This is a genomic window from Mesorhizobium sp. B2-4-12 (assembly GCF_006441575.1).
In the GTDB taxonomy this organism is placed as follows: Bacteria; Pseudomonadota; Alphaproteobacteria; order Rhizobiales; family Rhizobiaceae; genus Mesorhizobium.
In genome coordinates this window covers 18,569-43,045 of sequence record NZ_VFVC01000049.1, presented here as the reverse complement: position 1 = coordinate 43,045, position 24,477 = coordinate 18,569, and the positions used below count along the sequence as shown (strand labels likewise).

General features: G+C 62.9%; 28 protein-coding genes. 10 read left to right on the top strand and 18 right to left on the bottom strand.

All coding sequences use genetic code 11. The annotated features are described in order from the left end of the window. Window positions 1–57 precede the first annotated feature (57 nt). The 6 genes from pip to cysS all read right to left on the bottom strand — a co-directional run bounded on the left by pip (window position 58) and on the right by cysS (window position 4,405). Window positions 58–1,023: a prolyl aminopeptidase gene (gene pip / locus FJ934_RS23565; RefSeq protein WP_140612831.1), complete on the bottom strand. Its 966-nt coding sequence runs from the start codon at window positions 1,021–1,023 to the stop codon at window positions 58–60. Continuing rightward, on the bottom strand, window positions 1,020–1,496 hold the full coding sequence (locus tag FJ934_RS23560) for a GFA family protein (RefSeq protein WP_140612830.1): 477 nt from the start codon (window positions 1,494–1,496) through the stop codon (window positions 1,020–1,022). The genes pip and FJ934_RS23560 overlap by 4 nt, the downstream gene beginning before the upstream one ends. Continuing rightward, window positions 1,493–1,984 (bottom strand): GFA family protein, encoded by a 492-nt coding sequence (locus tag FJ934_RS23555; RefSeq protein ID WP_140612829.1) that lies wholly within the window; start codon window positions 1,982–1,984, stop codon window positions 1,493–1,495. The genes FJ934_RS23560 and FJ934_RS23555 overlap by 4 nt, the downstream gene beginning before the upstream one ends. Before the next feature lie 6 nt (window positions 1,985–1,990). Continuing rightward, window positions 1,991–2,377 carry a VOC family protein gene (locus FJ934_RS23550; RefSeq protein ID WP_140612828.1) on the bottom strand — a complete coding sequence of 129 codons (387 nt, stop codon included), beginning with the start codon at window positions 2,375–2,377 and terminating at the stop codon, window positions 1,991–1,993. Continuing rightward, a complete protein-coding gene (locus FJ934_RS23545; protein WP_140612827.1) occupies window positions 2,374–2,778 on the bottom strand; it encodes a DUF559 domain-containing protein in 405 nt (134 codons plus the stop codon). Before FJ934_RS23545 ends, FJ934_RS23550 begins: the two co-directional genes overlap by 4 nt. Window positions 2,779–2,956: 178 nt before the next feature. Next, window positions 2,957–4,405: a cysteine--tRNA ligase gene (gene cysS / locus FJ934_RS23535; protein WP_140612826.1), complete on the bottom strand. Its 1,449-nt coding sequence runs from the start codon at window positions 4,403–4,405 to the stop codon at window positions 2,957–2,959. Between the two features lie 166 nt (window positions 4,406–4,571). Between cysS and FJ934_RS28115 the strand changes: the two genes are divergently transcribed. Together FJ934_RS28115 and FJ934_RS23530 are read left to right on the top strand one after the other, a co-directional pair. Beyond that, a complete protein-coding gene (locus FJ934_RS28115) occupies window positions 4,572–4,712 on the top strand; it encodes a hypothetical protein (protein WP_181165741.1) in 141 nt (46 codons plus the stop codon). 111 nt (window positions 4,713–4,823) lie between these two features. After that, window positions 4,824–4,979: a hypothetical protein gene (locus FJ934_RS23530; protein ID WP_140612825.1), complete on the top strand. Its 156-nt coding sequence runs from the start codon at window positions 4,824–4,826 to the stop codon at window positions 4,977–4,979. An 80-nt stretch (window positions 4,980–5,059) separates the two neighbouring features. Here FJ934_RS23530 and FJ934_RS23525 read toward each other — a convergent pair whose 3' ends face one another. Beyond that, a complete protein-coding gene (locus FJ934_RS23525; protein ID WP_140612824.1) occupies window positions 5,060–5,821 on the bottom strand; it encodes an SOS response-associated peptidase in 762 nt (253 codons plus the stop codon). 128 nt (window positions 5,822–5,949) lie between these two features. Between FJ934_RS23525 and FJ934_RS23520 the strand changes: the two genes are divergently transcribed. The 4 genes from FJ934_RS23520 to FJ934_RS23505 all read left to right on the top strand — a co-directional run bounded on the left by FJ934_RS23520 (window position 5,950) and on the right by FJ934_RS23505 (window position 8,387). Then, window positions 5,950–6,384, top strand: coding sequence for an NUDIX hydrolase (locus FJ934_RS23520; protein WP_140612823.1), 435 nt, complete (start codon window positions 5,950–5,952; stop codon window positions 6,382–6,384). Between the two features lie 62 nt (window positions 6,385–6,446). Further along, complete coding sequence (locus tag FJ934_RS23515; protein WP_140612822.1) at window positions 6,447–6,824, top strand: TIGR02301 family protein; 378 nt, start codon at window positions 6,447–6,449, stop codon at window positions 6,822–6,824. A 450-nt stretch (window positions 6,825–7,274) separates the two neighbouring features. Then, window positions 7,275–7,532, top strand: coding sequence for a hypothetical protein (locus tag FJ934_RS23510; protein ID WP_140612821.1), 258 nt, complete (start codon window positions 7,275–7,277; stop codon window positions 7,530–7,532). Window positions 7,533–7,601: 69 nt separating this feature from the next. After that, on the top strand, window positions 7,602–8,387 hold the full coding sequence (locus FJ934_RS23505; protein WP_181165739.1) for a hypothetical protein: 786 nt from the start codon (window positions 7,602–7,604) through the stop codon (window positions 8,385–8,387). Window positions 8,388–8,517: 130 nt separating this feature from the next. Here the strand turns inward: FJ934_RS23505 and FJ934_RS23500 are convergent, their stop codons facing one another. Together FJ934_RS23500 and FJ934_RS23495 are read right to left on the bottom strand one after the other, a co-directional pair. Beyond that, window positions 8,518–8,715, bottom strand: coding sequence for a hypothetical protein (locus tag FJ934_RS23500; protein ID WP_181165740.1), 198 nt, complete (start codon window positions 8,713–8,715; stop codon window positions 8,518–8,520). An 85-nt stretch (window positions 8,716–8,800) separates the two neighbouring features. Further along, entirely contained in the window at window positions 8,801–10,132 is a 1,332-nt protein-coding gene (locus FJ934_RS23495; RefSeq protein ID WP_140612819.1) for a dihydroorotase, read from the bottom strand. Between the two features lie 82 nt (window positions 10,133–10,214). On the opposite strand from FJ934_RS23495, the gene FJ934_RS23490 reads away from it, so the two are divergent. From FJ934_RS23490 to FJ934_RS23480, 3 genes are all read left to right on the top strand, one after another. Continuing rightward, window positions 10,215–11,075: a folate-binding protein YgfZ gene (locus FJ934_RS23490; protein WP_140612834.1), complete on the top strand. Its 861-nt coding sequence runs from the start codon at window positions 10,215–10,217 to the stop codon at window positions 11,073–11,075. Beyond that, window positions 11,075–11,710, top strand: coding sequence for an HD family hydrolase (locus tag FJ934_RS23485; RefSeq protein WP_140612818.1), 636 nt, complete (start codon window positions 11,075–11,077; stop codon window positions 11,708–11,710). The genes FJ934_RS23490 and FJ934_RS23485 overlap by 1 nt, the downstream gene beginning before the upstream one ends. Before the next feature lie 65 nt (window positions 11,711–11,775). Further along, window positions 11,776–13,917, top strand: a complete 2,142-nt coding sequence (locus FJ934_RS23480; protein WP_140612817.1) for an EAL domain-containing protein — start codon at window positions 11,776–11,778, stop codon at window positions 13,915–13,917. A gap of 16 nt (window positions 13,918–13,933) precedes the next feature. Here FJ934_RS23480 and FJ934_RS23475 read toward each other — a convergent pair whose 3' ends face one another. Continuing rightward, a complete protein-coding gene (locus tag FJ934_RS23475) occupies window positions 13,934–14,824 on the bottom strand; it encodes a fatty acid desaturase family protein (RefSeq protein WP_140612816.1) in 891 nt (296 codons plus the stop codon). Between the two features lie 113 nt (window positions 14,825–14,937). Between FJ934_RS23475 and FJ934_RS23470 the strand changes: the two genes are divergently transcribed. Continuing rightward, window positions 14,938–15,855, top strand: coding sequence for a LysR substrate-binding domain-containing protein (locus FJ934_RS23470; RefSeq protein ID WP_140612815.1), 918 nt, complete (start codon window positions 14,938–14,940; stop codon window positions 15,853–15,855). 32 nt (window positions 15,856–15,887) lie between these two features. On the opposite strand, the gene FJ934_RS28785 is transcribed toward FJ934_RS23470, so the two are convergent. The 8 genes from FJ934_RS28785 to recO all read right to left on the bottom strand — a co-directional run bounded on the left by FJ934_RS28785 (window position 15,888) and on the right by recO (window position 24,402). Beyond that, entirely contained in the window at window positions 15,888–16,007 is a 120-nt protein-coding gene (locus FJ934_RS28785; protein WP_348642504.1) for a DUF3303 family protein, read from the bottom strand. A gap of 37 nt (window positions 16,008–16,044) precedes the next feature. Next, window positions 16,045–17,508 (bottom strand): RimK family protein, encoded by a 1,464-nt coding sequence (locus tag FJ934_RS23465; protein ID WP_140612814.1) that lies wholly within the window; start codon window positions 17,506–17,508, stop codon window positions 16,045–16,047. Then, window positions 17,505–18,611, bottom strand: coding sequence for a peptidase C39 family protein (locus FJ934_RS23460; RefSeq protein ID WP_140612813.1), 1,107 nt, complete (start codon window positions 18,609–18,611; stop codon window positions 17,505–17,507). The genes FJ934_RS23465 and FJ934_RS23460 overlap by 4 nt, the downstream gene beginning before the upstream one ends. Window positions 18,612–18,818: 207 nt before the next feature. Next, window positions 18,819–19,610 carry an anti-sigma factor gene (locus FJ934_RS23455; protein WP_140612812.1) on the bottom strand — a complete coding sequence of 264 codons (792 nt, stop codon included), beginning with the start codon at window positions 19,608–19,610 and terminating at the stop codon, window positions 18,819–18,821. Beyond that, entirely contained in the window at window positions 19,607–20,125 is a 519-nt protein-coding gene (locus tag FJ934_RS23450) for an RNA polymerase sigma factor (RefSeq protein WP_140612811.1), read from the bottom strand. The genes FJ934_RS23455 and FJ934_RS23450 overlap by 4 nt, the downstream gene beginning before the upstream one ends. A 160-nt stretch (window positions 20,126–20,285) precedes the next feature. After that, a complete protein-coding gene (locus FJ934_RS23445; protein WP_140612810.1) occupies window positions 20,286–23,042 on the bottom strand; it encodes a DUF2339 domain-containing protein in 2,757 nt (918 codons plus the stop codon). A gap of 83 nt (window positions 23,043–23,125) precedes the next feature. Continuing rightward, the gene (locus FJ934_RS23440) at window positions 23,126–23,644 is read right to left on the bottom strand and encodes a PaaI family thioesterase (RefSeq protein ID WP_140612809.1); all 519 of its coding nucleotides are present in this window, start codon (window positions 23,642–23,644) and stop codon (window positions 23,126–23,128) included. Next, window positions 23,641–24,402: a DNA repair protein RecO gene (recO, locus tag FJ934_RS23435; RefSeq protein ID WP_140612833.1), complete on the bottom strand. Its 762-nt coding sequence runs from the start codon at window positions 24,400–24,402 to the stop codon at window positions 23,641–23,643. The genes FJ934_RS23440 and recO overlap by 4 nt, the downstream gene beginning before the upstream one ends. Between the last annotated feature and the right edge of the window lie 75 nt (window positions 24,403–24,477).

The window sequence follows — 24,477 nt, the reverse complement described above, 5'->3', positions numbered from 1 at the left end:
GTGGGGGAGATGTCCGGCAGGACAGAGGGGGGCGCCATAGGACATGAACCTGCACGGTTATTTCCCCGCAAACCGATCCGTAGCCCGGATCAACTGGTCGAGTATCCCCGGCTCCGAATAGGCGTGGCCGGCGCCCTCGACGAGGTGGAAATCCGCCTTGGGCCAGGCCTTGTGCAGCGCCCAGGCGTAGCGCGCCGGGCACGGCATGTCGTAGCGGCCATGGACGATGGTGCCTGGGATGTCCTTGAGCTTGTACGCGTCGCGCAGGAGCTGCCCCTCTTCCAGCCAGCCGGCATGGACGAAATAGTGATTCTCGATGCGGGCGAAGGCGACGGCATAGTCGTCCTGCCCAAACGGACCGCTGGTTTCGGGCTCCGGCAGCAGCGTGATCGTCTCGCCTTCCCACAGGCTCCAGGCGCGAGCCGCTTCTATCCGCGCCTTGCGGTCCGTACCGACCAGCCTTTCGCGGTAGGCCGCCATCATGTCGCCGCGCTCGGCCTCGGGGATCGGCGCCAGGAAACGCTCCCATTTGTCGGGAAACATCTCGGAGACGCCGAACTGATAGTACCATTCGAGTTCTGCCCGGGTCAGCGTGTAGATGCCGCGCACCACCAGCTCGCTGACGCGATCGGGGTGGGTCTCGGCATAGGCGAGCGCCAGCGTCGAGCCCCACGAGCCACCGAACACCAACCATCTGTCGAAGCCGGCCATTTCGCGCAGACGTTCTATGTCGGCGACGAGATGCCAGGTGGTGTTGGCTTCAAGCGAGGCGTTCGGCGTCGATTTTCCGCAGCCGCGCTGGTCGAACAGGATGACGTCGTAGAGCTTTGGATCGAACAGCCGTCGATGTTTTGGCGAAATGGTACCGCCCGGGCCGCCATGCAGGAACACAGCCGGCTTTGCGCCCCTGGTGCCGCAGCGCTCCCAATAAATGGTGTGGCCGTCACCGACATCGAGCATGCCTGACTCGAATGGCTCGATCTCGGGATAGAGGGTGCGCAGAGAACCGGTGGCAATTGTCATAGTTTCAGGCCCTGTTGCGGCCAGTTGGCCGTTTCGTGATCGGGGTGCTGGAAGGAGATGATCTGCTCCTGCCGTGCGTAATAGTCGGGATCGTCGTGGACCGGCGCCTCGAAGATTTTTTCCACCCAGGGAAGCCGGGCCGCATAGTTGACCTGAATCTGCGGCGCCAAATCCGATCGGTCGTCGAAAGCGCCGATGGCAATCTCGAGCCCGCCGGGCTGGCGGTAGGTCAGCGGCGTGCCGCAGCGGGCGCAGAATCCTCGGTCGACATTGACCGAGGACTGGAAATAATGCGGCTCCTCATGGGTCCATTCGACGCCGTCCTTCGGCACGGTCACCAGCGTGCCGAAGAAATTGCCGAACTGTTTCTGGCACATGCGGCAATGGCAGATGGACGGGCGTCCGAGCTTGCCGTGGATGCGGAAGCGCACGGCGCCGCATTGGCAACCACCAGTTCGAACGGTCTCGGTCATGGTCTTTCCTCCGGCGGCCATTGGTCGGTGTCGTGGTCGGGATGCTGGTAGGAGACGAGCTCGGCGAGATAGGGGGCCGACCCCACGTCAGCCATCGTGTCCTCGCCCGGCAATTGCGGAATGGAATCCACATAAGGCAACTTTGCCTCCGTGCCCCATTGGATGATCGGCGCTATATCAGCCGGATCGTCGAAGGCGGCGATGGCGAGCGCCATGCCGTCGGGCGCCTCGAAGGTCAGCGGCGTGCCGCATTCGCCGCAGAAGCCGCGCCAGACGGCGTTGGAGGAGCGGAAGCGCTTGGGCTCACCGCGTGTCCAGTCGACCTTGGCGCCGCGCACCGAGACCAGCGGCAGGTAGAAATTGCCGCTCGCCTTCTGGCACATGCGGCAGTGGCAGATCGAGGCGTCGCCAAGCGCGCCCTCGACGCAGAAGCGCACCGCACCGCACTGGCAGCCGCCCGTATAGACCGGCCGGTTGTCGAGGCTCATCGCATCTCACTCCGGATCATGGCAGACCGCCTCGACATTGTTGCCGTCAGGATCGAAGACGAAGGCGCCATAGTAATTGGGATGACAGTGCGAACGCAGGCCCGGCGCGCCATTGTCCTTGCCGCCGGCGGCAACCGCCGCGGCATGAAAGGCGTTGACTTCGGCACGGCTGCGCGCGGTGAAGGCGACGTGCTGCGTGGACTTTGGCTTTTCCGTTCCGGCACTCAGCCAGAACACCGGCCGGTCGCGGCCATAGCCGCCGACCTTGGCGCCACCCGTGTATTCCAACGGCACCATATAGAGCAGAGAGGCGCCAAGCGGCGCCATTGCCTTGTCGTAGAAAGCCTTCGAAGCGTCGAAATCGGCAACGGTGATGCTGAGATGATCGATCATGGAAATGCCTCCTCCCTTGCTGGTGCCGGCGCTTCGGCGTTGCCCAGGCCTGCGGCGATGACGATGTGCTGGCAGACATTGTCGATATTGCGGATGACGTCGTCGTTCCAGAAACGCAGGATGGTCCAGCCTAGTGCTCCAAGCTTGGCTGTTCTTGTGGCATCCGATGTCGAGGCTGCCGCTCGTGCATGCTGAGAACCATCCAGTTCTATGATCAGCTTTTTATTTGGACAGGCAAAATCGACGATGTAGCCAGCAATCGGCATCTGACGTTTGAAGGCCAATCCCATTAGCCTATGGGCTCTAATCTCATTCCAAAGTTTCAGCTCGGCATCGGTCATGGCTTTGCGCATCTTGCGCGCGTTTCCACGATTTTTGGCGGGCACTGGATAATGCGTCATCGCAGTTCGCCCCCCTCTGTCCTGCCGGACATCTCCCCCTCAAGGGGGGAGATCGGCAGTCTCGCCGACGGCGCCCAATCTTTGATGTTAGCGACTGGCGAAAGCGAAAGTGTCGGCCAATCTCCCCCCTTGAGGGGGAGATGCCCGGTAGGGCAGAGGGGGGTGCTTGGTGGCACCCTCACCGCTTCACCTCCCAAGTGGTAATGCGTTCGCCCGTGGCCGGATCCTTGCCGTCCTTCAACTGTACACCTTGCGCCAAAAGGTCGTCGCGGATGCGGTCGGCTTCGGCCCAGTTCTTGGCGGCAATCAATTCCAGGCGCCTGGCGATCGCCTTGTTGACTGCAGCCTCGTCGACCTTGGCTGCGCCGACGTCGAAGCCGAGGAAGAGAAGGGCTGCCTTCAGCGAAGCAGCGGCGGGGTTCTCACCCTTGCCGTCGAATTCGGCGGCCTCGTTCGCAAGCAGGGTCAAATGCTGGAAGGCGGCATAGGTGGCCAGATCATCCGAGAGTGCTTCCACGACCTTTGTCGGCAAATCGCCGGCCGCCGGGGCCAGGTCTGCCGCACGTTTCCATTTACGCAAAGTATTCTCCGCCTCTTCCAGCTTGCGCACGGAGAAATCGATCGGCTCGCGGTAATGCGTCATCAGCATCGCCAGCCGCAGAACCTCGCCCGGCCATGAGCGACCGCCAAAGGTCTCGGTCTCAAGCAATTCATGAATCGAGTAGAAATTGCCGAGGCTCTTCGACATCTTCTGCCCTTCCACCTGCAGGAAGCCATTGTGCATCCAGATGTTGGCCATGACATCGGTGCCATGGGCGCAGCGCGACTGGGCGATCTCGTTCTCATGATGGGGAAAGATCAGATCGAGGCCGCCGCCATGGATGTCGAAGACCTCGCCGAGATAGGCGGCCGACATTGCCGAGCATTCGATGTGCCAGCCCGGCCGCCCCCTGCCCCACGGGCTTTCCCAGCCCGGCTCTTCCTGGGTCGACAGTTTCCACAGCACGAAATCGCCGGGGTTCTTCTTGTGCGCGTCGACGGCGATGCGGGCGCCGGCCTGCTGCTCGTCGAGATTGCGCTTCGACAATTGCCCATAGTCCGGCATCGACGCCGTGTCGAACAGCACTTCGCCTGCCGCGACATAGGCATGGCCGCGTTTGATCAGGCTTTGAATCAAGGTGATCATGTCTGCCTTGCCGTCAGCGCGGGGCTCGACGAATTCGGTGGCGCGCGGTTCGACTGTCGGCTCCAGGCAGCCGAGCGTGGCGACATCCCTGTGGAACTGGTCGGCGGTCTTTTCGGTCACCCGGCGGATGGCTTCGTTGAGCGACAATTTTCCGGCTGCAATCTCGCCGCCGAAATCGCGCAGCGCACGCGCGTTGATCTTGTCGTCGACGTCGGTGATGTTGCGCACATAGGTGACATGCGCCTGCCCGTAAACATGGCGCAGCAGACGGAACAGCACGTCGAAGACGATGACCGGCCTGGCATTGCCGATATGAGCGAAATCGTAGACGGTCGGGCCGCAGACATACATGCGCACATTCAGCGCATCGATCGGAACGAAGTCCGTCTTCGTGCGCGTCAGCGTGTTGTAGAGGCGCAGGCCCTTAAATGCGTCCGACATTCCATGCTTTCCCGGTTCAGAACTTCTTGTCTGGCTGGAGCCAGCCCCGCGCCAAGGCGCAAATCAGGCTCCAGCCTGCTGGCCGGGGCGTTTGTCCAATCTAGGGAAAGATGAGGCGAAAACGTCCGGACCAGCACGAGGCTAGCCAATAATGCAAATGCCACAAATGGCGAAAGACGTTTTCATGGGCGGCTTTATCGCCTTGACCAGTGTTGCCGTCAAGCCGCTGATGCCAGGAAAAACGTCGCCAAGACTGACTATCGCGTCGCTCGATCACGCGGAATCAGGCAGTGAAACATTTTATTAAACCTGTCGGCACAGTCATGAAACATTCCCCGGCTAGATCACCAAGCGTCACGATTTGGTCGGATTTCAACGGTCAAACGCAAACACGAAAACGTTACCTGGGAAGAGAAACATGCCTCGAAGCAAGCAAGACGCCAACCGCGCCAAGCAACCAGCACTTGCCAATCACTATCGCGCAATCGGTCCGGCCGCGATCGTCGCCGCCCTTCTTCACACCGCGAAGAAGAAGAAGCCCGCGCAGAAGATCGTATCGCCTCGCGCTGCCTGAAGCGGTGCGGCCGGCGCAAAAGGCGCCTGGGAATTGGCGCCGGAATACGGGCGCCACGGCTGAGCTTCAAGCAGCTTGGGCTAAAATAGCGTCATCTGACTGTCATCAGCGCCGGGCTTCTGGCGCCTAGCCTTCTCGGGCACCGGCCCGATCTCGCCCCTCACCTGTATCTCCGGTCCGGTGTTGGCGACCTTGTTGACGAGGTCGGAGACGGGAATTGCCTCGAAGAAATCTGGCTGAACCGGCCGCAAGAGATCGGTAACGTCGCGCGGCTCCTGCGTGCGACAATCCAGCCAGCGGGCAAAGTCAGAGATATCGATCACCACCGGCATCCGGTCATGGATATGGGCGATGTCGGCATTGGCGTTGACGGTCAGGATCGCGCCGGTGTCCATCTCCGAACCACCGGGCTCGGCATAGGTTTCGATCAAACCGGCAAAGGCGACCAACCCGCCATGCCGGGGCCGTATCCAGTAAGGCTGCCCCTTCTTGCCGCCTGTTTGCCGCCATTCATAAAAGCCGGACGCCGGCACCAAGGCGCGGCGGTGGCGCATGGCGGCCTTGAACGAGGCCTTCTCGATTGCCCCTTCCGAGCGCGCGTTGAACAGCAGCGGAAACTCCCTGGTGTCCTTGACCCAGGCGGGAATGAGCCCCCAGCGCACCAGCATCGGGCGGCGGTCCGGCAAGTTGGAGCCCGGCGCCCTCGGCGCGCCGGCGGTCGCCATCAGGACCGGCTGAGTCGGCGCGATGTTGTAGCGCACCGGAAAATCCTCGAGCTCCGTCATGCCCAGAAAGGCAGCGGTCTGGTCCGGCGTCGCAGTCAAGGCAAAACGTCCGCACATGATCGATAGCTCCTGCCTTGGAACGGTTCAGCCAGAAAGTGGCGATGGAATAGCCGCACTGCAACCGCTAAAGCTGTCTCATGGCGGCCGTCCACAGCGGGCTGCGGGCAATCGAACGGTCAGGGGCCATGAACGATACACGAAAGACGCTGCCGGCAGTCTCGGTCGCCGTGGTGCGCAACGACACCGTGCTGCTGGTGAAGCGGGCAAGGCAGCCTTCCCAGGGGCTGTATGCCTTTCCGGGCGGCAAGGTCGAGGCTGGCGAGACACTGGAGGATGCGGCTCGGCGCGAACTCATGGAGGAGACTGGTTTGCATGCCGCTGGTTTTCGCCCGCTTCGGGAAATCCATATCGACGGCAGAGACGACAGGCACCCGGTCGACTATCGCCTCACCGTCTTCGGCGCCGCCTATGCCGGCGGCGAGGCAGTGGCTAGTGACGATGCCGAGACAGCCGCCTTCTACACCCTCCGCGAGATGGCGGCGCTGCCGCTCGCCGGTTCGGTGCTTATGGTCGCGCAGGAGTTGCTCGGCCGTTCCGACAGCTCCTCTGAAAGTCGCTGAAAACCTCAAGAGTTGTTCTGGAAACGCCTTGCAGGCGACAAATTGTTTAGTCACATAGATTTATGAGCCGCTCTCCATTTCTCGTCGCTTTGTGCCTCGCCGTCGGCATGACACTGGCGGCGCGGCCTGCGTCGAGTGCCGAGGCGCCGTTCGAGCCCGGATTGATGCGGCTGGCCGAAATCCTGGGATCACTGCATTTCCTGCGCAATTTGTGCGGCGAGAAGGGCGACCAATGGCGTGTCGAGATGCAGAAGCTGATCGATTCGGAGAACCCGGATGCCGAGCGGCGCGCCCGCTTCATCGCCAGCTTCAACCGCGGCTATCGCTCCTTCGGGGGCACTTATACACGGTGTACAACGTCAGCCACGGAAGCCATCAGCCGCTACATGAAAGAAGGCGAGACGCTGTCGCGCGACATCGCCTCGCGCTATGGCAACTAGTGACACCGGCAGGAAGACCTGGAACGCATTCAATCTGGAATTGCGTGAAGCAAAGGTATCGGTTCTGCGGCTGCTGCTTGAGTCGATAAGGCAGTCTGGACGTCCATCAACAGATATTCTCGCCGCTGCGGGCGACGACAGCCATATCCGTCTTGTGCCATCAATGTCTTGGTGCAATCCTGATGTTGCACTTGTGCAACAGCGTTAATTAAACGTTACCGCACGGATGCGGAATTAACTCAAACTGAAGGTTTTCGCCCCGCAGGCCGGCCTAATCGGCTAAGTTTGATACGGGTTGAAACGCAGCTTCGCCAGACACAGTTGGCCCCTGTCAAAGACGATCAAAAAAATGTCGTATTTACAGAGACTTATTCGAGGCCGCGTGTGAACAGAACAGATCAAGCCTGATCCACACTGATGGGTTGCCGCTTGAAAGGGTGGACATCGCTTATGGAACATGCTGCCAATGACATTGACGCGCTGGTCAGGGAAGAAAAGCGCCTGACGGCGGTTGAGAGCCACAGCGAAGCCTGGGCGGAAGGCCTTTCGGCCGGCATCGAGCCCGAGATCATTGCCGAGGCGGCGCTTGAGACCGCATTCGGTGAGATGCTGCGCGCCAACGGCGAGACATCGGCGCTTGCCCTGCTCGACCGCGTGCGTGAAAAGGTCATTGCTGGCGCCTTCGAACCCGAGCGGCTGCGGCACTGAACCGACGTCCGGTTCTTTGACGATGGAGTTCCGTTCGGGCACCATGCCCGTGAGCAGGAGATGCGGGCAGTGAATTTTCCGGTGTCAGGCAGGCCGAAGGGCTTGGTCCTCCACATCCGCTTTGCTGCTTGCTGCGCCGCCATCCCCCTGTTGATGTGCCTCGCAAGCAGCCCTGCCCATGCATTGAGCGAAATCCAGCACGAGGAGCTCCCCTCGCCGGTCATACCATCGGCGGACGACGATGTCTCACCGCCCGGCAGTGCCATTCCAATGCCCGACCCGGTGGGAACGCCTTCGACCAGGCAGCCGGCCGAACCGGACGCGGCAGAGCCCGACAGCCCTGCCGACAGCGGCTCCAACAGGCCGCGTGTCGATCCCGAGGCGCCCCCGCCGGAGGTGGTCTACGACCTCGGCAAGCTGCCCGAGCCGGTACGGCGCATGCATGACTTGATCATCGAAGCCTGCAAGAGCGGCGACATCGAGACGCTGAGGCCCATGATCGGCAAGGGCGACAGCATGACCCAGCTCTCGCTGACCGACATCGATGGCGATGCCGTCGCCTTCCTGAAAGGGCTCTCGGGCGACCCGGATGGCCAGGAGATCCTGGCCATTCTGGAGGAAGTGCTCAGTGCCGGTTATGTCCATGTCGACGCCGGGACGCCGCAGGAACTCTATGTCTGGCCCTACTTCTTCGCGCTGCCGCTGGACAAGCTCGACGCCAAGCAACGGGTCGAGCTGTTCAAGATCGTCACCGCCGGTGATTTCGACGACATGAAGCAGTTCGGCGCCTATATCTTCTATCGGGTCGGCATCACGCCCGCCGGACAATGGTCCTTCTTCGTCGCTGGGGACTGAGTTTGACCCCGTCTGTTTGTGGGAAGATTGGTGCGAAGTTCAGGAGCCAGTTCGCTCATACAGGCCGTGGGCGCTATTGTTTGAGTGGGCCGGCAGGTTCTTTCGGTGATGGCGGAATCTTGGCCGGCAGTTAAAAAAGGATGCCGTGACCGAATTCGTTGGCGAGATTCTGGATAAGCAGCTTTTCGCGCGCCGTAAGCCGGGTTTGATCGACAAAGCGCCAATTGCGCTCGTACAACGCAAATGCTTCCTCGGCAGGGATCGGGCGTGCAGGATCCCGGCTCCACAAGAGCGCTTGCAGCTCTGGGAACCCGGCCGGATCGATCATAGGCGTGATATGTGCGATCACAATGTCCCTGATATAGTGCAGAACGCTTAAAAATCAGAGACGTGACGCAGCGCCGACGGTTGACCTAAACCGGCAGCGCCTCGGAAAACTCCACCGCCCTGCCTTGGCCGGGCGTAGCGATTTCGCCTTCCCACATGACGCGTCGGCCGCGAATGACGGTGCCGACGGGCCAACCGGTGACTTGCTTGCCGTCATAAGGCGTCCAGCCGGCCTTCGAACCGGCCTGCGCATTGGTGATGGTCTCGCGCCGCTTCATGTCCACGATGGTGAAGTCGGCATCGTAGCCGGCGGCGATGCGCCCCTTTCCGGCCATGCCGAAGATTCGCTGCGGACCATGGCTCGAGAGGTCGACGAAGCGCTGCAGGGTCAGGCGCCCAGCATTGACGTGGTCGAGCATGATCGGCACCAGGGTCTGCACGCCGGTCATCCCCGAGGGCGAGGCCGGATAGGGTTTTGCCTTCTCGGCAAGCGTATGCGGGGCGTGGTCGGAGCCGAGCACGTCGACAATGCCTTGTGCGATTCCGTGCCAGACACCGTCGCGGTGGCGCGCGGCACGTACCGGCGGGTTCATCTGGATCAGCGTGCCGAGCCGGGTATAGTCGTCGGCACTCAGCGTCAAATGGTGCGGCGTCGCCTCGCAGGTCGCGACGTCCTTGTGCTGCTCAAGGAACAATATTTCCTCCGCGGTCGAGATATGCAGGACGTGGATGCGGGCTCGAACGTTGCGCGCGATGCGCACCAGCCGTTCGGTGCAGCGCAAGGCGGCGATCTCGTCGCGCCAGACCGGATGCGAAGACGGGTCGCCCTCGATGCGTAAGCCCAGCCGCTCACGCAGCCGGAACTCGTCCTCCGAATGAAAGGCGGCCCGGCGGCGGGTATTCCTCAGGATCGAGGCGACACCTTCGTCGTCCTCGACCAGCAGATCGCCGGTGGACGACCCCATGAAGACCTTTATTCCGGCCGCGCCCGGCAACCGCTCGAGCTCGCCGACATCCCTGGCGTTGTCGCGGGTGCCGCCGACCCAAAACGCAAAATCGCAATGCATGCGGCCACTGCCGCGCCGGACCTTGTCGGCAAGCGTTGTATCGCTGGTGGTCAACGGGTTGGTGTTGGGCATTTCGAACACGGCGGTGACACCGCCAAGCACCGCCGCGCGTGAGCCCGTTTCCAGGTCCTCCTTGTGCTCCAGTCCGGGTTCACGAAAATGCACCTGGCTGTCGATGACGCCCGGCAGGATGTGCAGGCCCCGGCAGTCGATGGTCTCGCCCGCCGAAGCCTGGCGGAGATCGCCGATGGCGGCGATGCGCCCATTCTTCACGCCGATGTCACGTGCCCCCTCGCCGTCATGGTTGACCACGATGCCGCCTGTCAGGATGAGGTCGTAGGTATTGGCCATGCTGATCGATCTCTTGCGGGGGGAGTGCCAGCGGCTTACGTAATGGCCAACCGTTTTGCAAGATCAGGCTTATATCCGCACCATGCCCTTTGCCCTGCGGAAAGACCGCGCGCTCATCACCGTCTCCGGCCCGGATGCCGAACACTTTCTGCAAAATATCCTGACCACCGATCTCGACACGCTTGGCAACGGCGAAGCTAAGCCCGGCGCGCTTCTGGCGCCGCAAGGCAAGATCCTGTTCGACTTCCTGATCTCGCGCGCCGGCGAAAACGCCTTCCGGCTCGAATGCCGTGCCGCCATTTCAGATGATTTCGTTCGCCGGCTGATACTCTACAAGCTCCGCGCCAAGGTCGAAATTGCCAAGCTGGAACAGGCGCTTGTCACTCTTGTCTGGGGAATGGAGTCAATCGCTTCACAAAATGATTCAACAGCAGTTGCCGACAGGCGCTTTCGCGATGAACCCGTCACGCGCTCCTATGCCGACGCTGCGGAAACCGGCGACATCGCCGCATGGCAAGCCTTTCGCACCGCCCACGGCATTGCCGAAAGCGGCGCCGATTATGTGTTGGGCGAGGCCTTCCCGCATGACGTGCTGCTCGACGAACTGGGCGGCGTCGGCTTCAAGAAGGGCTGCTATATAGGCCAGGAAGTCGTCTCGCGCATGCAACATCGCGGCACGGCCAGGCGGCGTGTGCTGATTGTCGAGGGCAGGCTTCTGCTGCCAGTTGCGGGCACCGAACTGACCGTCGAAGGACGGCCCGTCGGCACGCTCGGCTCGAGTGCCGGCACAACGGGGCTTGCCATCGCCCGCATCGACAGGGTCAAGGCAGCGATGGATGTTGGCCAGCCGATCCTGGCGGATGATGTCCCAGTGACGCTGACCATCCCCGGCTGGGCCAACTTCACCTTCCCGCAGGAAGCCGTCAGCGCGGAGGAAGCCTGATGGCGGCAGACCGCACCGGCGCGCCGCCACGCGCCTGGCAGCGCATGCTGTCCGGCCGCCGGCTCGACCTGCTCGACCCCTCGCCGCTCGACATAGAGATTTCGGATATTGCCCACGGGCTCGCCCGTGTCGCCCGCTGGAATGGCCAGACCAGGGGGGAGCATGCCTTTTCGGTCGCCCAGCATTCGCTGTTGGTCGAGGCCCTGTTCAACGAGCTGGTACCCCAGGCTTCGGCCGCCGACCGGCTGGCGGCGCTGCTGCACGATGCGCCTGAATATGTCATCGGTGACATGATCTCACCGTTCAAATCGGTGATGGGCGGCAGCTACAAGGACTGCGAATTGCGTCTGCAGCGCGCCATCCATCTGCGCTTCTCGCTGCCTCCTGAACCGGCGGCGGCGCTGCGCAAGGAGATCAAGCGCGCGGACCAGATCGCCGCCTATTTCGAGGCGACACTGCTCGCTGGTTTCTCCTCCGCCGAGGCGGCCGAATTCTTCGGTCGCCCGCGCGGTTTTTCCGCCGAGCGCTTCGATTTCACGCCGCGCTCGGTGACCTCGGCGCAGAATGCCTTCCTGAAGCGGTTTTCGGCGCTCGATAGATCGCGGCACCAGGTTCCGACGTCAGCGGTAGGGTAGAAAACGCTAAATTAACCGGAACGGACAACAGTGCGGAGTTCGATCACGCACCGCAGGCGCGCCACATGCCCGTCGTGGATGTCAAGGAAGGTTCGGCCGTCCCGGAGCGGGCAACCGAAGGCGTGGAGCGCTCGCGCCGCATGGAAGACGAACTGCGCGAACAGAACGAACGTTTTTCAGCCGCGGTCGAGAACATGTCGCATGGCCTGTGCATGTTCGATGCCGATGAGCGCATGATCATCTGCAACGGCAACTACATCAACATCGTCCGTCTCGACGCCAAGCTGATGCGGCCGGGAATCCGTTTCATCGACATCTTGCGGCACAGCGTCGAGATCGGCGTCGCCTCGCAAAGTGCCGATGAACTCTACGCCATCCGCAAGCCCTATATCGACCAGGCAAAACCCTCGATTTACGAAGAGACGCTGTCGGATGGCCGCATCATCAGCATCTCGCACCGCCCGCTGACCCCGGGCGGCTGGGTCTCGATCTATGAGGACATCACCGAACAGCGGCGCGCCGAGCAGGACCTCAAGGAGCAGCATCGCCGTTTCGACGCCGCACTCGCCAACATGTCGCAGGGCTTGATGATGTACGATGCCGCCGGCAAGCTGATCGTGCGTAACGGGCGTTTCCTGGAACTCTACAACGTCACCGCGGCGGACTTCCCACTTGGAACGACGCATCGCGACGCGCTGGAACGATTGCTGGAACTCGGCATCTACACGAAGATCGACGTCGACAGCGAGGTCGCTAAGACCGAAGCCTGCCGGCGGGCAGGGAAAAAGCATTCGGCCTATCGGCATCTTACCGACGGCAGGACGATTCTGGTCACACGCCAGCCGATGAGCGGCGGCGGCTGGGTGGCGACCTTCGACGACGTTACCGAACGCCGCCGTACCGAAGAGCGCATGACCCATCTTGCGCATCACGACACGCTGACCGGACTGCCCAACCGCTCGATGTTTCGCGAACGGCTCGACCTGGCGCTCGAGGACGTGACGGCCACGCCGCTGGCGATCTTCTCGCTCGATCTCGACCGCTTCAAGGCGGTCAACGATACATGGGGACATCCCGCCGGCGACTGGCTGCTGAAAAGCGTCGCCGAGAGGCTGCAGGGTTGCCTGCGCAATGAAACAGACATAGTCGCCCGCTTCGGGGGCGACGAGTTCGTCGTCATGCAGTTCAATTTCAAGGACATCGCCGATGCTGAAAAACTGGCGAAGCGCATCGTCGAGACAATCGCAAAACCGTTTCGCGACAGGGGCCGGGACATGCATGTCGGGATCAGCCTGGGCATCGCCGTTTTCCCCGACGACGGCAGGGACGCCGATACGCTGCTGAAAAACGCCGATACGGCGCTCTATCGGGCGAAGAGCGAGGGGCGCAACCTTTATCGCTTCTTCGAACCCGGAATGGACGCCATGGTGCAAGCCCGCCGGGCGCTTGAAGTCGACCTCGAGACCGCGCTGCCACGCCAGGAATTCGATCTCGACTTTCAGCCTATCATGAACATCGCCTCCGGCGACATCATCGGCGCGGAGGCGTTGATGCGCTGGCGTTCGCCGGCGCGCGGCACTGTCGCTCCGGATCAATTCATCCCGGTCGCGGAGGAAACCGGACTGATCGTGCCGCTTGGCGAGTGGGCATTGAGGACGGCCTGTGCGGCGGCGGCAAGCTGGCCTCCCGGCTTGCGCATTGCCGTGAATGTCTCGGCCGTGCAGCTCAAAAGCGGCGGGTTTGCCCGCGGCGTCATCTCGGCCCTGGCCTTTTCCGAGGTGCCGGCCAGCCAGTTGGAACTGGAAATCACCGAAACCGTGCTGATGGATGAGAGCAAAGCCGTGCTGAAGACGCTACGGCAGTTGCGCGAACTCGGCATCCGCATCGCGCTCGATGATTTCGGCACCGGCTATTCCTCGCTCGGCTACCTCAGGCGTTTCCCGGTCGACAAGATCAAGATCGACCGCTCTTTCATTCGCGACATGGGCAATCGCGATACGGCGGCGATCGTTCGCACCATCATCGCGCTCGGCACCGAGCTTGGCATTGTTGTCACGGCAGAGGGCGTCGAGACCGAGGTGCAACTCGACATGCTGCGCGAGAACGGCTGTGTCGAGGCGCAGGGGTATTTGATTGGCGTGCCCGCAAAGGCGGCGGCCATCCGTCGTCTGCTGAAATCGCGTGCGCTGCACAGCCAAACCGGCTGATCGCATCCGTACAAGGTCAACTCAGTGTTTCTAGGTATTTCTCATGGAAGCTGACATAGCCGGGCTCGACGACCTTGAGGTGCCGCTCGATCAGAGCATGGAACCGCGGCAGTTGATGAAACGGCACACCGGGATAGGCATGATGCTCGGCGTGAAAGGGCATGTTCCAGGCCAGCTTGCGCACTGCCCAGTTGGTCAGCGTCGTCCTGGTGTTTTCCAGCATGTTGGCAACGAACGGACAGCGGCCGTGCTCGGCCAAGAGATAGAGCCGAAGGAATGGCTGACCGAGCAAAGCGGGGATGATCCAGACATGGAGAAGCGCGGTGAGCCGGAAATACACGGCGAGCAGAATGACCACGGCGTAGAAGGCAATCATGGCGCGCGCCTCGGCCCGCACCTTGGGCCGGCCTTTCGGCGGCACGTAATTATCCCGGCATTTACCCATCGCATTGGCATGAAGGGTCTTGAGATGGCCCCACCACACCGGGATGCCGGAAACATGGACGAGGTACTGCCGCAGCGTTTCCGGTTTGGGAAAGGCCAGTTCCGGATCATTTTCCGGATCCTGGGTGAAGCGGTGATGGGCGAAATGGAAGTAGCGGAACCAGTCGGCCGGCAGCGCGAGCGCCAGGCTGCACAGCCGGGCCACGGCATCGTTCAGCCACTGAGACTCGAAGGCCGTGCGATGAACCGTCTCGTGTAGCAGCGTAAACAGGAACACGATGAGGAGGCCTTGCGGCAGCATCAGCAGCGGCCAGAATGGTACCTTGGCCGCAATCAGCAACCCAATGACCACAATCGCGCCCCAGTGAGCGCCGAGCTGGACGAGACCCGCGACGTCCGACTTGGCCGTCAGGCGATTGCGCTCTTCCGGGGTCAAGGATGCAATTATGTCACGGTGGTCCATTGGCCTCGATCCAGGCTGGAGATTTGATGAGGCCCACTCTAGTCGCTAAAAAACCTTCCCAAAAACAACGATTTCTGCAATTTTGATAAGCTTAACTTATCTATCTGCCGGTCATGGTCGCACTTCCATCCCTAAAAGGACTTCAGGCTTTCGAGGCCGCGGCGCGTACCGGCAGCTTCGCCGCGGCGGCGGAAGAGCTTTCCGTCTCGGCCGCCGCCATCAGCCAGCTTATCCGCACCGTCGAGGAGCAGATGGGCCGCAAGCTGTTTCATCGGGTCAACCGTAGAGTTGTCCTCAGCGAGGCAGGCGTCGAAATGCTGCCACGGCTGACCATGGCCTTCCAGGAAATCGGCAGTGTCTCGCGCGAACTGAGCGGCGATGCTTTCCGCCCGCGCTTGGTGGTCTCGGTGCCGCCGTCCATGGCGATGGGCTGGCTTTCGCAGCGTCTCGCGGGCTTCGTCGCAAGCTATGGCGCCGCCGATATATCGCTTCGCGGCGATGACGACCCGGTGCCGTTCGACCGTGAGCTGATCGACATCCGGCTCTCCTACGGTCCGCATTATCGCGAGCACTCGACCGAAGAGATCGTCCGGGACGCCGTCTATCCCGTCTGCGCGCCACAGCTTTCCGGCATGATCAAGGCGGATGGCGATGCGCTCGCCGGGCTGCCGCTGATCCACACCGACTGGGGACCGACGGGCGCGTCATTTCCGTCCTGGCGCAACTGGTTCGAGGCGGCCGGTGTCGAACCAGGCCGGGCGGCGCAGCGCGGCTTGTCGGCCAACTCGTCGCGCGCAGCTCTCGACCTCGCCATTTCGGGGCTGGGCGTGGCACTGGCGCAAGGAGTCTACTGCGCCGAGGCGGTGGAGGACGGCAGGTTGATGCGGCCCGCCGAAAGGGCGATTGCATTGCGCCAATCCTATTGCCTGACGATCCCGGAGCGGAGCGCAAGGCGCGATGTCGTGGTGGCGTTTCGCGATTGGCTGATCAATGAATGCCGGCGTGCAGTGGGCTCGCCGACGCTCTGTTGACCCGACATACAGCGATGGTCAAAGGTGCCCGCTCAGCGCCGCCACATGTCCTTGCTGGTGGCCACCGGGACGATCTCGAACTCGACGAGGTCAGCCCATTCCCCGGTCGCGGAAGCGACGGTAGATGTCCCTGCGGTCGCGGCCGGTGAAATCCTCGATCACGATGAACTGCATGTTCCCCCCGGCGAATTATCGTCCCGGCCGATCGAGCCGCTCCAGGAACCATTGCGTCAGCCGGACCCAGACCTCGTCCTTCTCGCCCGAATCCTCCCAGCCATGGTCGAGGTTGGGATTGTCGTTGACCTCGATGACGAAGACGCCGTCCTTGGTCTCCTTGAGGTCGACGCCGTAGAGGCCGTCGCCGATGCAGCGCGCTGCCTTCACCGCCGTCTCGACGACATGGGCCGGCGTCTCCTTCAGCGTGAAGGTCTTGATGCCGCCCTGGTCCGGCTTGCCATTGGCCTTGTGGTTGACGATCTGCCAGTGCTTCTTGGCCATCAGATAGTGCACGGCAAACAATGGCTGACCGCCGAGCACGCCAACGCGCCAGTCATATTCGGTCGGGATGAATTTCTGCGCGATGAGGAGGTCGGAATCCTCCAGCCATTCGGTTGCAAGCGTCTTCAGCTCCTCGAAGCTGGCGCATTTCTTGACGCCACGCGAGAAGGACGAATCCGGGATCTTCAGCACCAGCGGGAACCCCAACGTCTGCGCCGCAAGCTCGAGATCCGAAGCGCCGGCGATCATCACCGTCGGCGGCACCGGCACCTTGTTGTAGGACATCAACTCGTTGAGATAGACCTTGTTGGTACAGCGGATCATCGACAGCGGATCATCAATGACCGGCATGCCTTCCTGCTGGGCGCGGCGGGCGAAACGATAGGTGTGGTTTGAGATCGAGGTGGTCTCGCGGATGAACAGCGCGTCGTAATTCGCGAGCTTGGCGAGATCCTTCCTGGTGATGGGCTCGATTTCGACCCCCATCTTCTCGGCGATCTTGGCCCAGTAGCGCAGCGACGAGATTTCCGACGGGGGCAATTCCTCATGCGGATCGACCAGCGTGGCGAAGGTGTAGCGCGCCGGCGTGCGGCCCTTGGTGTCGCGCCACTCGCGGTTGGTGTAGGTCTCCAGGCACTGGATGAAGTGCGCCTCTTCCTCCTCGGTCATCCGCGCCAGCGGATGGAAGCCGATCTTGCGGATCGAGGCCCATTCGGCGCTGTCCTTGATATGGACTTCGAGCGCCGGCGCCCTGAACCAGTCGAACAACAGCTTGGCGAAACGGTCCCACACCTTGGAGGGCCCGATGCCGAAGAAGATGCACACCTTCGCCGGAAAGGCGCCGCCGAGATCCTTGCGGCATTTGTTGAGCGCCAGCTCCAGTTCCGGCAGCGCATGCTCATAGAGCTTGCGCTCCGACAGGTCGATCATCGTCTCGACGGTCGGGATGACCTTGTGACCGCGCGAGCTCGCCAGCAGCGAGGCATAATAGCCGCGGCTCTGGTAGCCGTAGTTGTTCGACAGGTTGATGACCTTCGGCCGCTGGCCCCGGAACAGCGCCGGATGTGCAAGATAGTCGCGGTTGGTGATGATCTTGTGCGGTGTCGCCACCTGGTCGAGGTCGCTCTGCCTGCCGGTAAGGATGACCCAGGTCATTGTGTGTCGCGCTTCCCCAGAGTGATGGCGGCGCGCAGTCCGTCGCGGCCGAACTGCGCCATGTTCATGAAGATGCCGTAGGGCACGGGAATATTGGCGGCATCAAGGATGGTTTCCTGCCTTTCGTCCTCGACCCAGGGATCGTGGATCAGAATATGATCGCCGTCATCGCCGATGGCCAGCACCCAGTGCGGCACCTTCTTGCCGAACATCAGGAAGCCGCTGATCAGCACCAGCACCAGCTTTCCCGCGGCGATCGCGGTTCTGATGTCATCGATGGTGAACGAGCGGTAATTCACCGGGATGCCGTAAAGTTCCGCGCGGCGGCGAAAGTCGACCTGCGCCAGTTCCATTACCCGGCGCTTTTCCTCGCTGCGCACCGACTGCAGGAACAGCGCGCCGTAGAAGGAAACGAAGATTTCCGCGGCGAGCCCGCTTTCGTACCCCGAGACAGCCAGGCCGAACGGTTCGCAGCCGCCCGGCCCAGACATCATGAAGACAGTCGTCGCCTCGCGCCAGAGGCGGATTTCCATCACCGGATCGGGCACGAAACCGCGGTCGAAATTGGCCATGGCCATCATCAGGCAACAGGGGCCGCAGGTGAATTCGCAGGTCTGTTGGTAGAATGGCACCCGGGTGGCGACCGCAAGGTCGCCGCGCAAGGTCTTTTCATAGCGAAGCGCGGTGGCGCCGTCCTCGTAGTAGCCAGGCTCCCGGCCAATCTTGCGGTAGCCGGCAAGCTCGTAGATGCGGATGGCACGGCCGTTATCCTCGCGCACTTCGAGACGCAGCATCATACGATCGTGCTCGAAGGCCGCCTCCTCCGCCGACGACAACAGCTGGCGCCCGATGCCGAGCGCGCCGAAAAACGGGCCGACAGCTATGGAATAGAGCCGCGCCACGCCACTGCCCTTGCGAAACAGCACGATCGCATAGCCGGCGACGCGGCCGTCGACTTCGGCGACCAGAGTCTCGGCGGTCTCACGCTCGATGAACAGACGAAAAGAGCGTCGCGAAATGCGATCGCTCGAGAAAACGGCTTTCTCGATGGCGGCGAGATCATCGACGTCAGACGCGCGGGCCGTGCGGATATCGGCAGGCATGCGACTTGAGAAAACCTCGATTGGGTTGCGGAACCGGCCCCGGTCAAAGGCGTCGCAAACACCGGCCGAAGCGCCGGTATTCATGAAGCGCTATCGCTCCCTGATTAGGGCCGAATTGTGACAGTTTCCTCGACGGCATGGAAGCGGCCTGGCTTTGAACAGGATCGCTGTCTCGAGGCTCCGCCGGCTGCGAAAATAGCCGCCAACTCAGCTTGCGAGACCTGCCAGAAGCTGGCCATAAGCGCTCTTTGCCACCACTGCCAATTGGTCACGCGGCAGCGAGCCAACGACGGCGCAGCCATAGCCCTTGTCCAGCCAGTAGATGGCCTGCGGACCCGCCTGCGCCGAAGCATAGGTGCCCGTGGCATTTTCCGCCGATTCCGCCGTCACGAACAGGGATATGCGCTCTCCCTTGTCGTCCTCGTAAAGCAGCATCGCGGCCTTGCTTTCGCCGGCCGGCAGCAGCCGACCGCCGATCAGTTGAAAACCGTTCGCGGTCAGGTCCGGTGCCACCAGTTTCAGGCCGACCCGGTTGGACAGCCAGGTCTGCAAATGATCCTTGTCGCTGGCCGGCACTTCCACCGCGTGCCGCTTCTCGGCCGCGTAGATGACGTGGGCGGCAATCGCCTGTTCGGCGAGCCGGTCTTCCGCCGGATCCTCCTGCCCGATGCCGCCAATGCCGGCGACGTAGCCGCCAATTCCACCCGCAGCCAGAAGCACGGCCGCGGCCGCGCCAAGCCACCAGCGTGAACGTGGCGCCTCTGCCTTGACCGGCGTTTCGCCGAGCACGACCTTGCGCAATCGCACTGGTACGGCCTCATCCAGCACGCCGGCAAGGGCGGCGCGCAATGCCTCCCGGTCGGCGGTGAAGCGGGCGCTCCTGGCCTTCATCTCAGGATTGGCCTCGAGCCAGGCTTCATAGGTGACACGCTCATCGGCTGGCAGTTCGCCGTCGAGCGCCATGTGGATGTCACGTTCGGAAAAATCGCGGCGGATCATTTCTCGACGATCCTTATCGCGCGGCGGCGTGCCGTGTCGTCCAGCAACCCACGCAGTTCCTCACGCCCGCGCGCAATGCGTGACATCAGCGTACCAGCGGGCACGCCCAGAATGTTGGCGGCTTCGGCGTAGGAGAAGCCTTCAATGGCAACCATGACAAGGGCCGCGCGGCGATCGGGGCTGATCGCCTGCAATGCGTCGATGATCTCGCGTGAGGCGATGCCGTCCAATTGCTCGGCCGGTTGGGCTACCGTCTCGCCCGCCTCCAGCGGCAGCATCGCCGCTTCGCCGCGGCGATTCACCTTGCGCATCTGGTCGATGAACAAATGATGCATGATCGTAAACAGCCACCTCCTGGGGCTTTCTCCTGTCTGCCAGTTGTCGAGCCGCAGCAGTGCGCGCTCGAGGCAGTCCTGAACGAGGTCGTCGGCAGCATCGCGGTCGCGCAAAAGCGAGCGTGCATAACGGCGCAGGCGCGGTATTTCGCCAAGGATTGCTGCCTTCTTTTCGTCCATGACCGCTGGTTCTGAGCTCGCCCTTATTGATCTCGATTGAACGCGCCTTCCCGGCGTGGCGCAAGCGGCCAGCGCGAAGCGGTCCGCCGCCCCGGTCACCCAAGCAATGAGATAACGCTGGCGGGTGCCGGTTTATTCCGGCTGGATTGAATTTCCCCCATCATTGCTCGCCTACAGATACCGTCTCCCTCGCCGCCCGCGTCAGAAGCCGCTGGTAGAACAGGCCGATGCCGATCAGCACGGCGCCCAGGCCGATGAAGGACAGCGCCCTGAGCACGCCTTCCAGTTCCGACATGTCGAACAGGAAGACCTTCAGCACGGCGACCGCGATCAGCACGGCGGAGGCAACGCGCAGCACCTGCGACCTCAGCCAGACGCCGGCGGTGAGCAACGCTACGCCGATGACCAGCCACAACGCCGAATAAGTGTAGGTCTCCAGCTGACCGAGTCCGCTCCACAGGCCGATGAACTCGCCCTTGAACAGGCGTCTTACCGACAGCGTGGCATAGGCGAAGGCAAGAAGAGCCGCGACCAGCGCCAGCATCGCCGAATACCATTTCGGCCGCTTGCCTCGGGCATAGAGCGCCAACCCGCCGGCGGCGACGGCCGGCAAGAGATAGGCCAGGAACACCAGGTTGAAGACCGGAATCCGGCCGGTGGATTCGTCCGTAAACAGCGGATCGAGCACCAGGAAGTGCTGGACGATGACGAAAGCGGCTGAAACCACGCCGGCGGCCATCGAGCCGTAACGCAGCACCGAGCTTGGCGAGCGCCGGTCTATGGCGACCAGGATGGCGCCGGCGCCGATGGCGATCAGCGTGTAGATCGCCTGCTCGGCAAGCGTTGGCGCATCGCTGTTGATGATGCCGCCATGCATCGCATGACGCACCAACATGGCAATGGTGAGCAGCGCAAACAGCGCCGCTGCCGCTTCCATGGCGAGGCGCGGGCGGCCATTGGTGGTGCGGGCGAGCTGCCAGGCGGTGAAGCCGAAAGCGAGCGCGGGTATGCCGTAGCCAAGCAGCAGCCAGTTGAACACCGGCGTCCTGGAAAGGAATTCCGCGCCGACGATGGTCGGATCGAAGGCGACGCGGCCAAGCACAGCAATCACCGCGCCGACAGCAATCCAGCCGAGCACGGGATAAGAGCGCCAGCGGGTCGCCAATGCGGGCACAATTGTCGCCGCACCCAGCAGGACAGTGGTCCAGCCGGAAACGAAAGCCATGTGCAGCATCAGCAGGCCAGCGACGGCCGCGCCACCCAAGGCAAACGACACCGCCATGCCGCCCTTGAGCGGCTTCTCGACCCGCGCGATCCACTCGCCGCCAGCGGCGAAAACCACAACCAGAAGAGCTGCGACGGCGGCATAGGCGAAGTCTCGGTCGAGATCGCCAAAGGTGAGCCACAGCGCCAGCAGGATGACCAGCGGCACGACAACGCCCCATGCCGCCCATGAGGCGGCGCGTATCTGTGTTGCGGCGGCAAATCTTCGCGCCGCCCAGAGCCCGGCGCCAATGAAGACGAGGCCCAGTGCCGGGCCAATGCGCAATGTCAGCGTATTGGCGATGGCCAAAGGCGAGCCATCAACGCCCAAGACGCCATTCGAAAAGTCGGAAGTGATTGAGGTCGGCGGGATGATGCCGAGATAGATCAGCGCCGTCGCCAGCCCCGCGGCGTAGAGCAGCGGCAGGGCCAGCGGACGGTAGAGCGCAACGGCCACCATCGCGGCAAGCAAGACCGCGCCCGGCACGGCATAGCCGGCAGCGGCAAAGACCGGGTCGACCGACAGGCCCAGCGCAGAGAGTGCGATGAACAAGCCAGGCACGACCGATGGCCAGTCGAATGCCTTGGCCGGTTCGGTTTCGCCGCCACGGCGGCCGAGCCAGGCAAAGGCGAGTACGGCGAGCGTGATGGCGTCGATGAACAGGATGGCGGAGAGGTTCGCGCCTGGCGCATCCATCATGTAAAGGACGGTCCAGATGCCCGTGCCGGCAAAAGCGGCCGCCATCTGCAATTTCCAGTCGCGCATGCGAGCGATAACGCCTGTGGCGGCCAGCACGATGGCGAGATAGCCGAATAGCGCCCAGGGATTGGGCGCCTGCGAGGCAACCAGCATTGGGGTTACAATGGCGCCGACGAGGCCGATGCCGGCCAGCGCTTGGCCGTGAACGAGAGCGGCGGCGATGGTGGCGATTCCGATGGCACCGAGCAACGTGAAGGCAAGTGCCGGCCCGATGAAGCCGTAGATGCCGTGAGCGGCATAGACAGCGCCGAACAGGATGAAGGCGCCTGCCGCCGTCAGGATCGCCGGAATGTAGGCGCCGGCCGCACCTTGCACCGGCACCCTGAAGCCGGTGCGGCGAATGAACTCGCCAGCGGCAACCAGCACCACCCCAAGCACGGCCGCCATGGTGAGCCGCACGCCAGGGCCGAAAATGCCGGCCTCGATGGTGTAGCGAATCAGGAACAGCCCGCCCAGCGCCAGCGCGATCCCACCGACCCAGACGGCCCAGCGGGTGCCGAGCGCCGTTTCGACGTCGGACCGGCGAGTGGCTTTCGCAGCGGCTGCCGGCGCGGCAGGTCCCGTTGCCGTCTGCGCCGCCTCGCCTGCGTTCCACGGGCCAGCCAGGACCTCGCCGGTCAGAGCTTCCACTTCCGTGGCCTGCCCCTGCGCGGTGATCGGCTCGCCCGCCGCCGGCGAGATATCGGCGGCCGCCACTGCCACCGGCGCCTCGTCCAACTTGCCATCGGCCGCAGCCTGTTCGGTCGGCTTGGCCACGGGCGGCGAAGCGCCTGAGAGCACAAGGCTACGCAGGGCGCCAAGTTCGCGCTCGATCAGACCGATGCGGTTCTGCTGGCGCGATATGATGACAAACAGGGCGATGATGGCGACAAGGCCGATCAGGTTCTCAAACATGGCGGTTCCCCCAAACCAGGCCAGTTTTCACTGACGTTTCGTCTCACTGACATTCAAATGCGGCGGCCAGGCGGCTGGAAAACTCAACGCGCCGCCAGATTGGCGGCCGGAAATATCGAACATGTCTCGGTGCCGAAAGGCAGAAGCTTACCGCGGGCATCCTTCAGCGTCGCTTCCGAAACGGCAAGCGTGCGGCCCTTGTGGACCACTTTGCCCTCGCAGACCACCTCGCCGGTCCTGGGCGTGATCGGCCGCGTCAGGTTCACCTTGAATTCCGCAGTCGTGTAGGCCTCGCCCTTTTCGAGCAGCGTCTGCACGGCGCAGGCCAGCGCCGAATCAAGCAGCGTTGCCGCCCAGCCGCCGTGTACGCCACCCAACGGGTTGAGGTGGCGCTCATTCGGCACGCCGCGGAACACGGCGCGGCCTTTCTCTACTTCAGTTAATGCGAAGCTGAGTTGGTAGGAGATCGGCGGTGCCGGATATTTGCCGTCGATAATGCGCTGCAGCAGTTCGAGGCCGGTATATTTCGTTATGTCGGCGTGCGGGATTGTGCCGAGGCCGAGCGGCGAGACCCGGCCCGGATAGAGTTCGACTTCGCTCATGCCGCGTTCTCTCCGGCGATGGCCTTGCCACGCGCGTGGTGCTTGCGAAGTGCGGCAAGAAAACCGGTGCGGGCGTCGGGCTCGTTGATACCGCGCGGCTCATAGATATGGCGGGTAAAGAAGAAGCCGGTCAGCCGGAAGGCATCCTCGATCGCCGCCGGATCCGCGCGCAGACCGGAGCCGCGCTGCAGGAAAGCCGGCAGCACCAGCATCTTGCCGTGCCATGGCGCGCCTGCTTCACGCGACACCGCGCGGCCGGACTTCGGCGAGACATAGGCAAGATCCTGCCGCGTGCCGGTGGCGGCGCATTGGCTGAGATCAAGGCCGAAGCCGAGTTCATCGAGGATCAGAAGTTCGAAGCGCGCCACCAGTTCGCCAGCCGCATCGGCATCGTCAAGATGGACGATCATCACGGCGAGCGCTTCGTAAAGGCCGCCATGGGCGTCGCGCTCCGGCAGCAGGCGCAGATGCGCGGCCATGGTCTGCAGCCCGTAGACAGCGACGGCGCTGTCCATCAGCCGGGCGGCGTTCATCTCGATCGCCTCGGCCTGGAACGTGCCGAGATGCTCGTCAAGGCGCGCCCGCCATAAGAGATCGACGCGGTTGCCGGGCTGGAGAACGGGCTGCTGCTTGCGCGAGCGGCCGCCGCGCACGAGACCGAGATGGCGGCCATGCGCGCGGGTCATCACCTCGAGAATGGCGCTGGTTTCGCCATGCTTGCGGGTGCCGAGAATGATTCCCTCGTCGCGCCATTCCATCACAAAAGCTTTTCACCGGTTGAATGGCGAAATCAAGATGCGGCTCAGGTGTGGCCTACGGCTTTAGCCCTCGTC

Bases quoted from the DNA above. Each gene is read 5' to 3' on its own strand.
- pip (WP_140612831.1), bottom strand. From the start codon at position 1,023: ATGACAATTGCCACCGGTTCTCTGCGCACCCTCTATCCCGAGATCGAG.
- FJ934_RS23560 (WP_140612830.1), bottom strand. From the start codon at position 1,496: ATGACCGAGACCGTTCGAACTGGTGGTTGCCAATGCGGCGCCGTGCGC.
- FJ934_RS23555 (WP_140612829.1), bottom strand. From the start codon at position 1,984: ATGAGCCTCGACAACCGGCCGGTCTATACGGGCGGCTGCCAGTGCGGT.
- FJ934_RS23550 (WP_140612828.1), bottom strand. From the start codon at position 2,377: ATGATCGATCATCTCAGCATCACCGTTGCCGATTTCGACGCTTCGAAG.
- FJ934_RS23545 (WP_140612827.1), bottom strand. From the start codon at position 2,778: ATGACGCATTATCCAGTGCCCGCCAAAAATCGTGGAAACGCGCGCAAG.
- cysS (WP_140612826.1), bottom strand. From the start codon at position 4,405: ATGTCGGACGCATTTAAGGGCCTGCGCCTCTACAACACGCTGACGCGC.
- FJ934_RS28115 (WP_181165741.1), top strand. From the start codon at position 4,572: ATGGCGAAAGACGTTTTCATGGGCGGCTTTATCGCCTTGACCAGTGTT.
- FJ934_RS23530 (WP_140612825.1), top strand. From the start codon at position 4,824: ATGCCTCGAAGCAAGCAAGACGCCAACCGCGCCAAGCAACCAGCACTT.
- FJ934_RS23525 (WP_140612824.1), bottom strand. From the start codon at position 5,821: ATGTGCGGACGTTTTGCCTTGACTGCGACGCCGGACCAGACCGCTGCC.
- FJ934_RS23520 (WP_140612823.1), top strand. From the start codon at position 5,950: ATGAACGATACACGAAAGACGCTGCCGGCAGTCTCGGTCGCCGTGGTG.
- FJ934_RS23515 (WP_140612822.1), top strand. From the start codon at position 6,447: ATGAGCCGCTCTCCATTTCTCGTCGCTTTGTGCCTCGCCGTCGGCATG.
- FJ934_RS23510 (WP_140612821.1), top strand. From the start codon at position 7,275: ATGGAACATGCTGCCAATGACATTGACGCGCTGGTCAGGGAAGAAAAG.
- FJ934_RS23500 (WP_181165740.1), bottom strand. From the start codon at position 8,715: ATGATCGATCCGGCCGGGTTCCCAGAGCTGCAAGCGCTCTTGTGGAGC.
- FJ934_RS23495 (WP_140612819.1), bottom strand. From the start codon at position 10,132: ATGGCCAATACCTACGACCTCATCCTGACAGGCGGCATCGTGGTCAAC.
- FJ934_RS23490 (WP_140612834.1), top strand. From the start codon at position 10,215: ATGCCCTTTGCCCTGCGGAAAGACCGCGCGCTCATCACCGTCTCCGGC.
- FJ934_RS23485 (WP_140612818.1), top strand. From the start codon at position 11,075: ATGGCGGCAGACCGCACCGGCGCGCCGCCACGCGCCTGGCAGCGCATG.
- FJ934_RS23480 (WP_140612817.1), top strand. From the start codon at position 11,776: ATGCCCGTCGTGGATGTCAAGGAAGGTTCGGCCGTCCCGGAGCGGGCA.
- FJ934_RS23475 (WP_140612816.1), bottom strand. From the start codon at position 14,824: ATGGACCACCGTGACATAATTGCATCCTTGACCCCGGAAGAGCGCAAT.
- FJ934_RS23470 (WP_140612815.1), top strand. From the start codon at position 14,938: ATGGTCGCACTTCCATCCCTAAAAGGACTTCAGGCTTTCGAGGCCGCG.
- FJ934_RS23465 (WP_140612814.1), bottom strand. From the start codon at position 17,508: ATGACCTGGGTCATCCTTACCGGCAGGCAGAGCGACCTCGACCAGGTG.
- FJ934_RS23460 (WP_140612813.1), bottom strand. From the start codon at position 18,611: ATGCCTGCCGATATCCGCACGGCCCGCGCGTCTGACGTCGATGATCTC.
- FJ934_RS23455 (WP_140612812.1), bottom strand. From the start codon at position 19,610: ATGATCCGCCGCGATTTTTCCGAACGTGACATCCACATGGCGCTCGAC.
- FJ934_RS23450 (WP_140612811.1), bottom strand. From the start codon at position 20,125: ATGGACGAAAAGAAGGCAGCAATCCTTGGCGAAATACCGCGCCTGCGC.
- FJ934_RS23445 (WP_140612810.1), bottom strand. From the start codon at position 23,042: ATGTTTGAGAACCTGATCGGCCTTGTCGCCATCATCGCCCTGTTTGTC.
- FJ934_RS23440 (WP_140612809.1), bottom strand. From the start codon at position 23,644: ATGAGCGAAGTCGAACTCTATCCGGGCCGGGTCTCGCCGCTCGGCCTC.
- recO (WP_140612833.1), bottom strand. From the start codon at position 24,402: ATGGAATGGCGCGACGAGGGAATCATTCTCGGCACCCGCAAGCATGGC.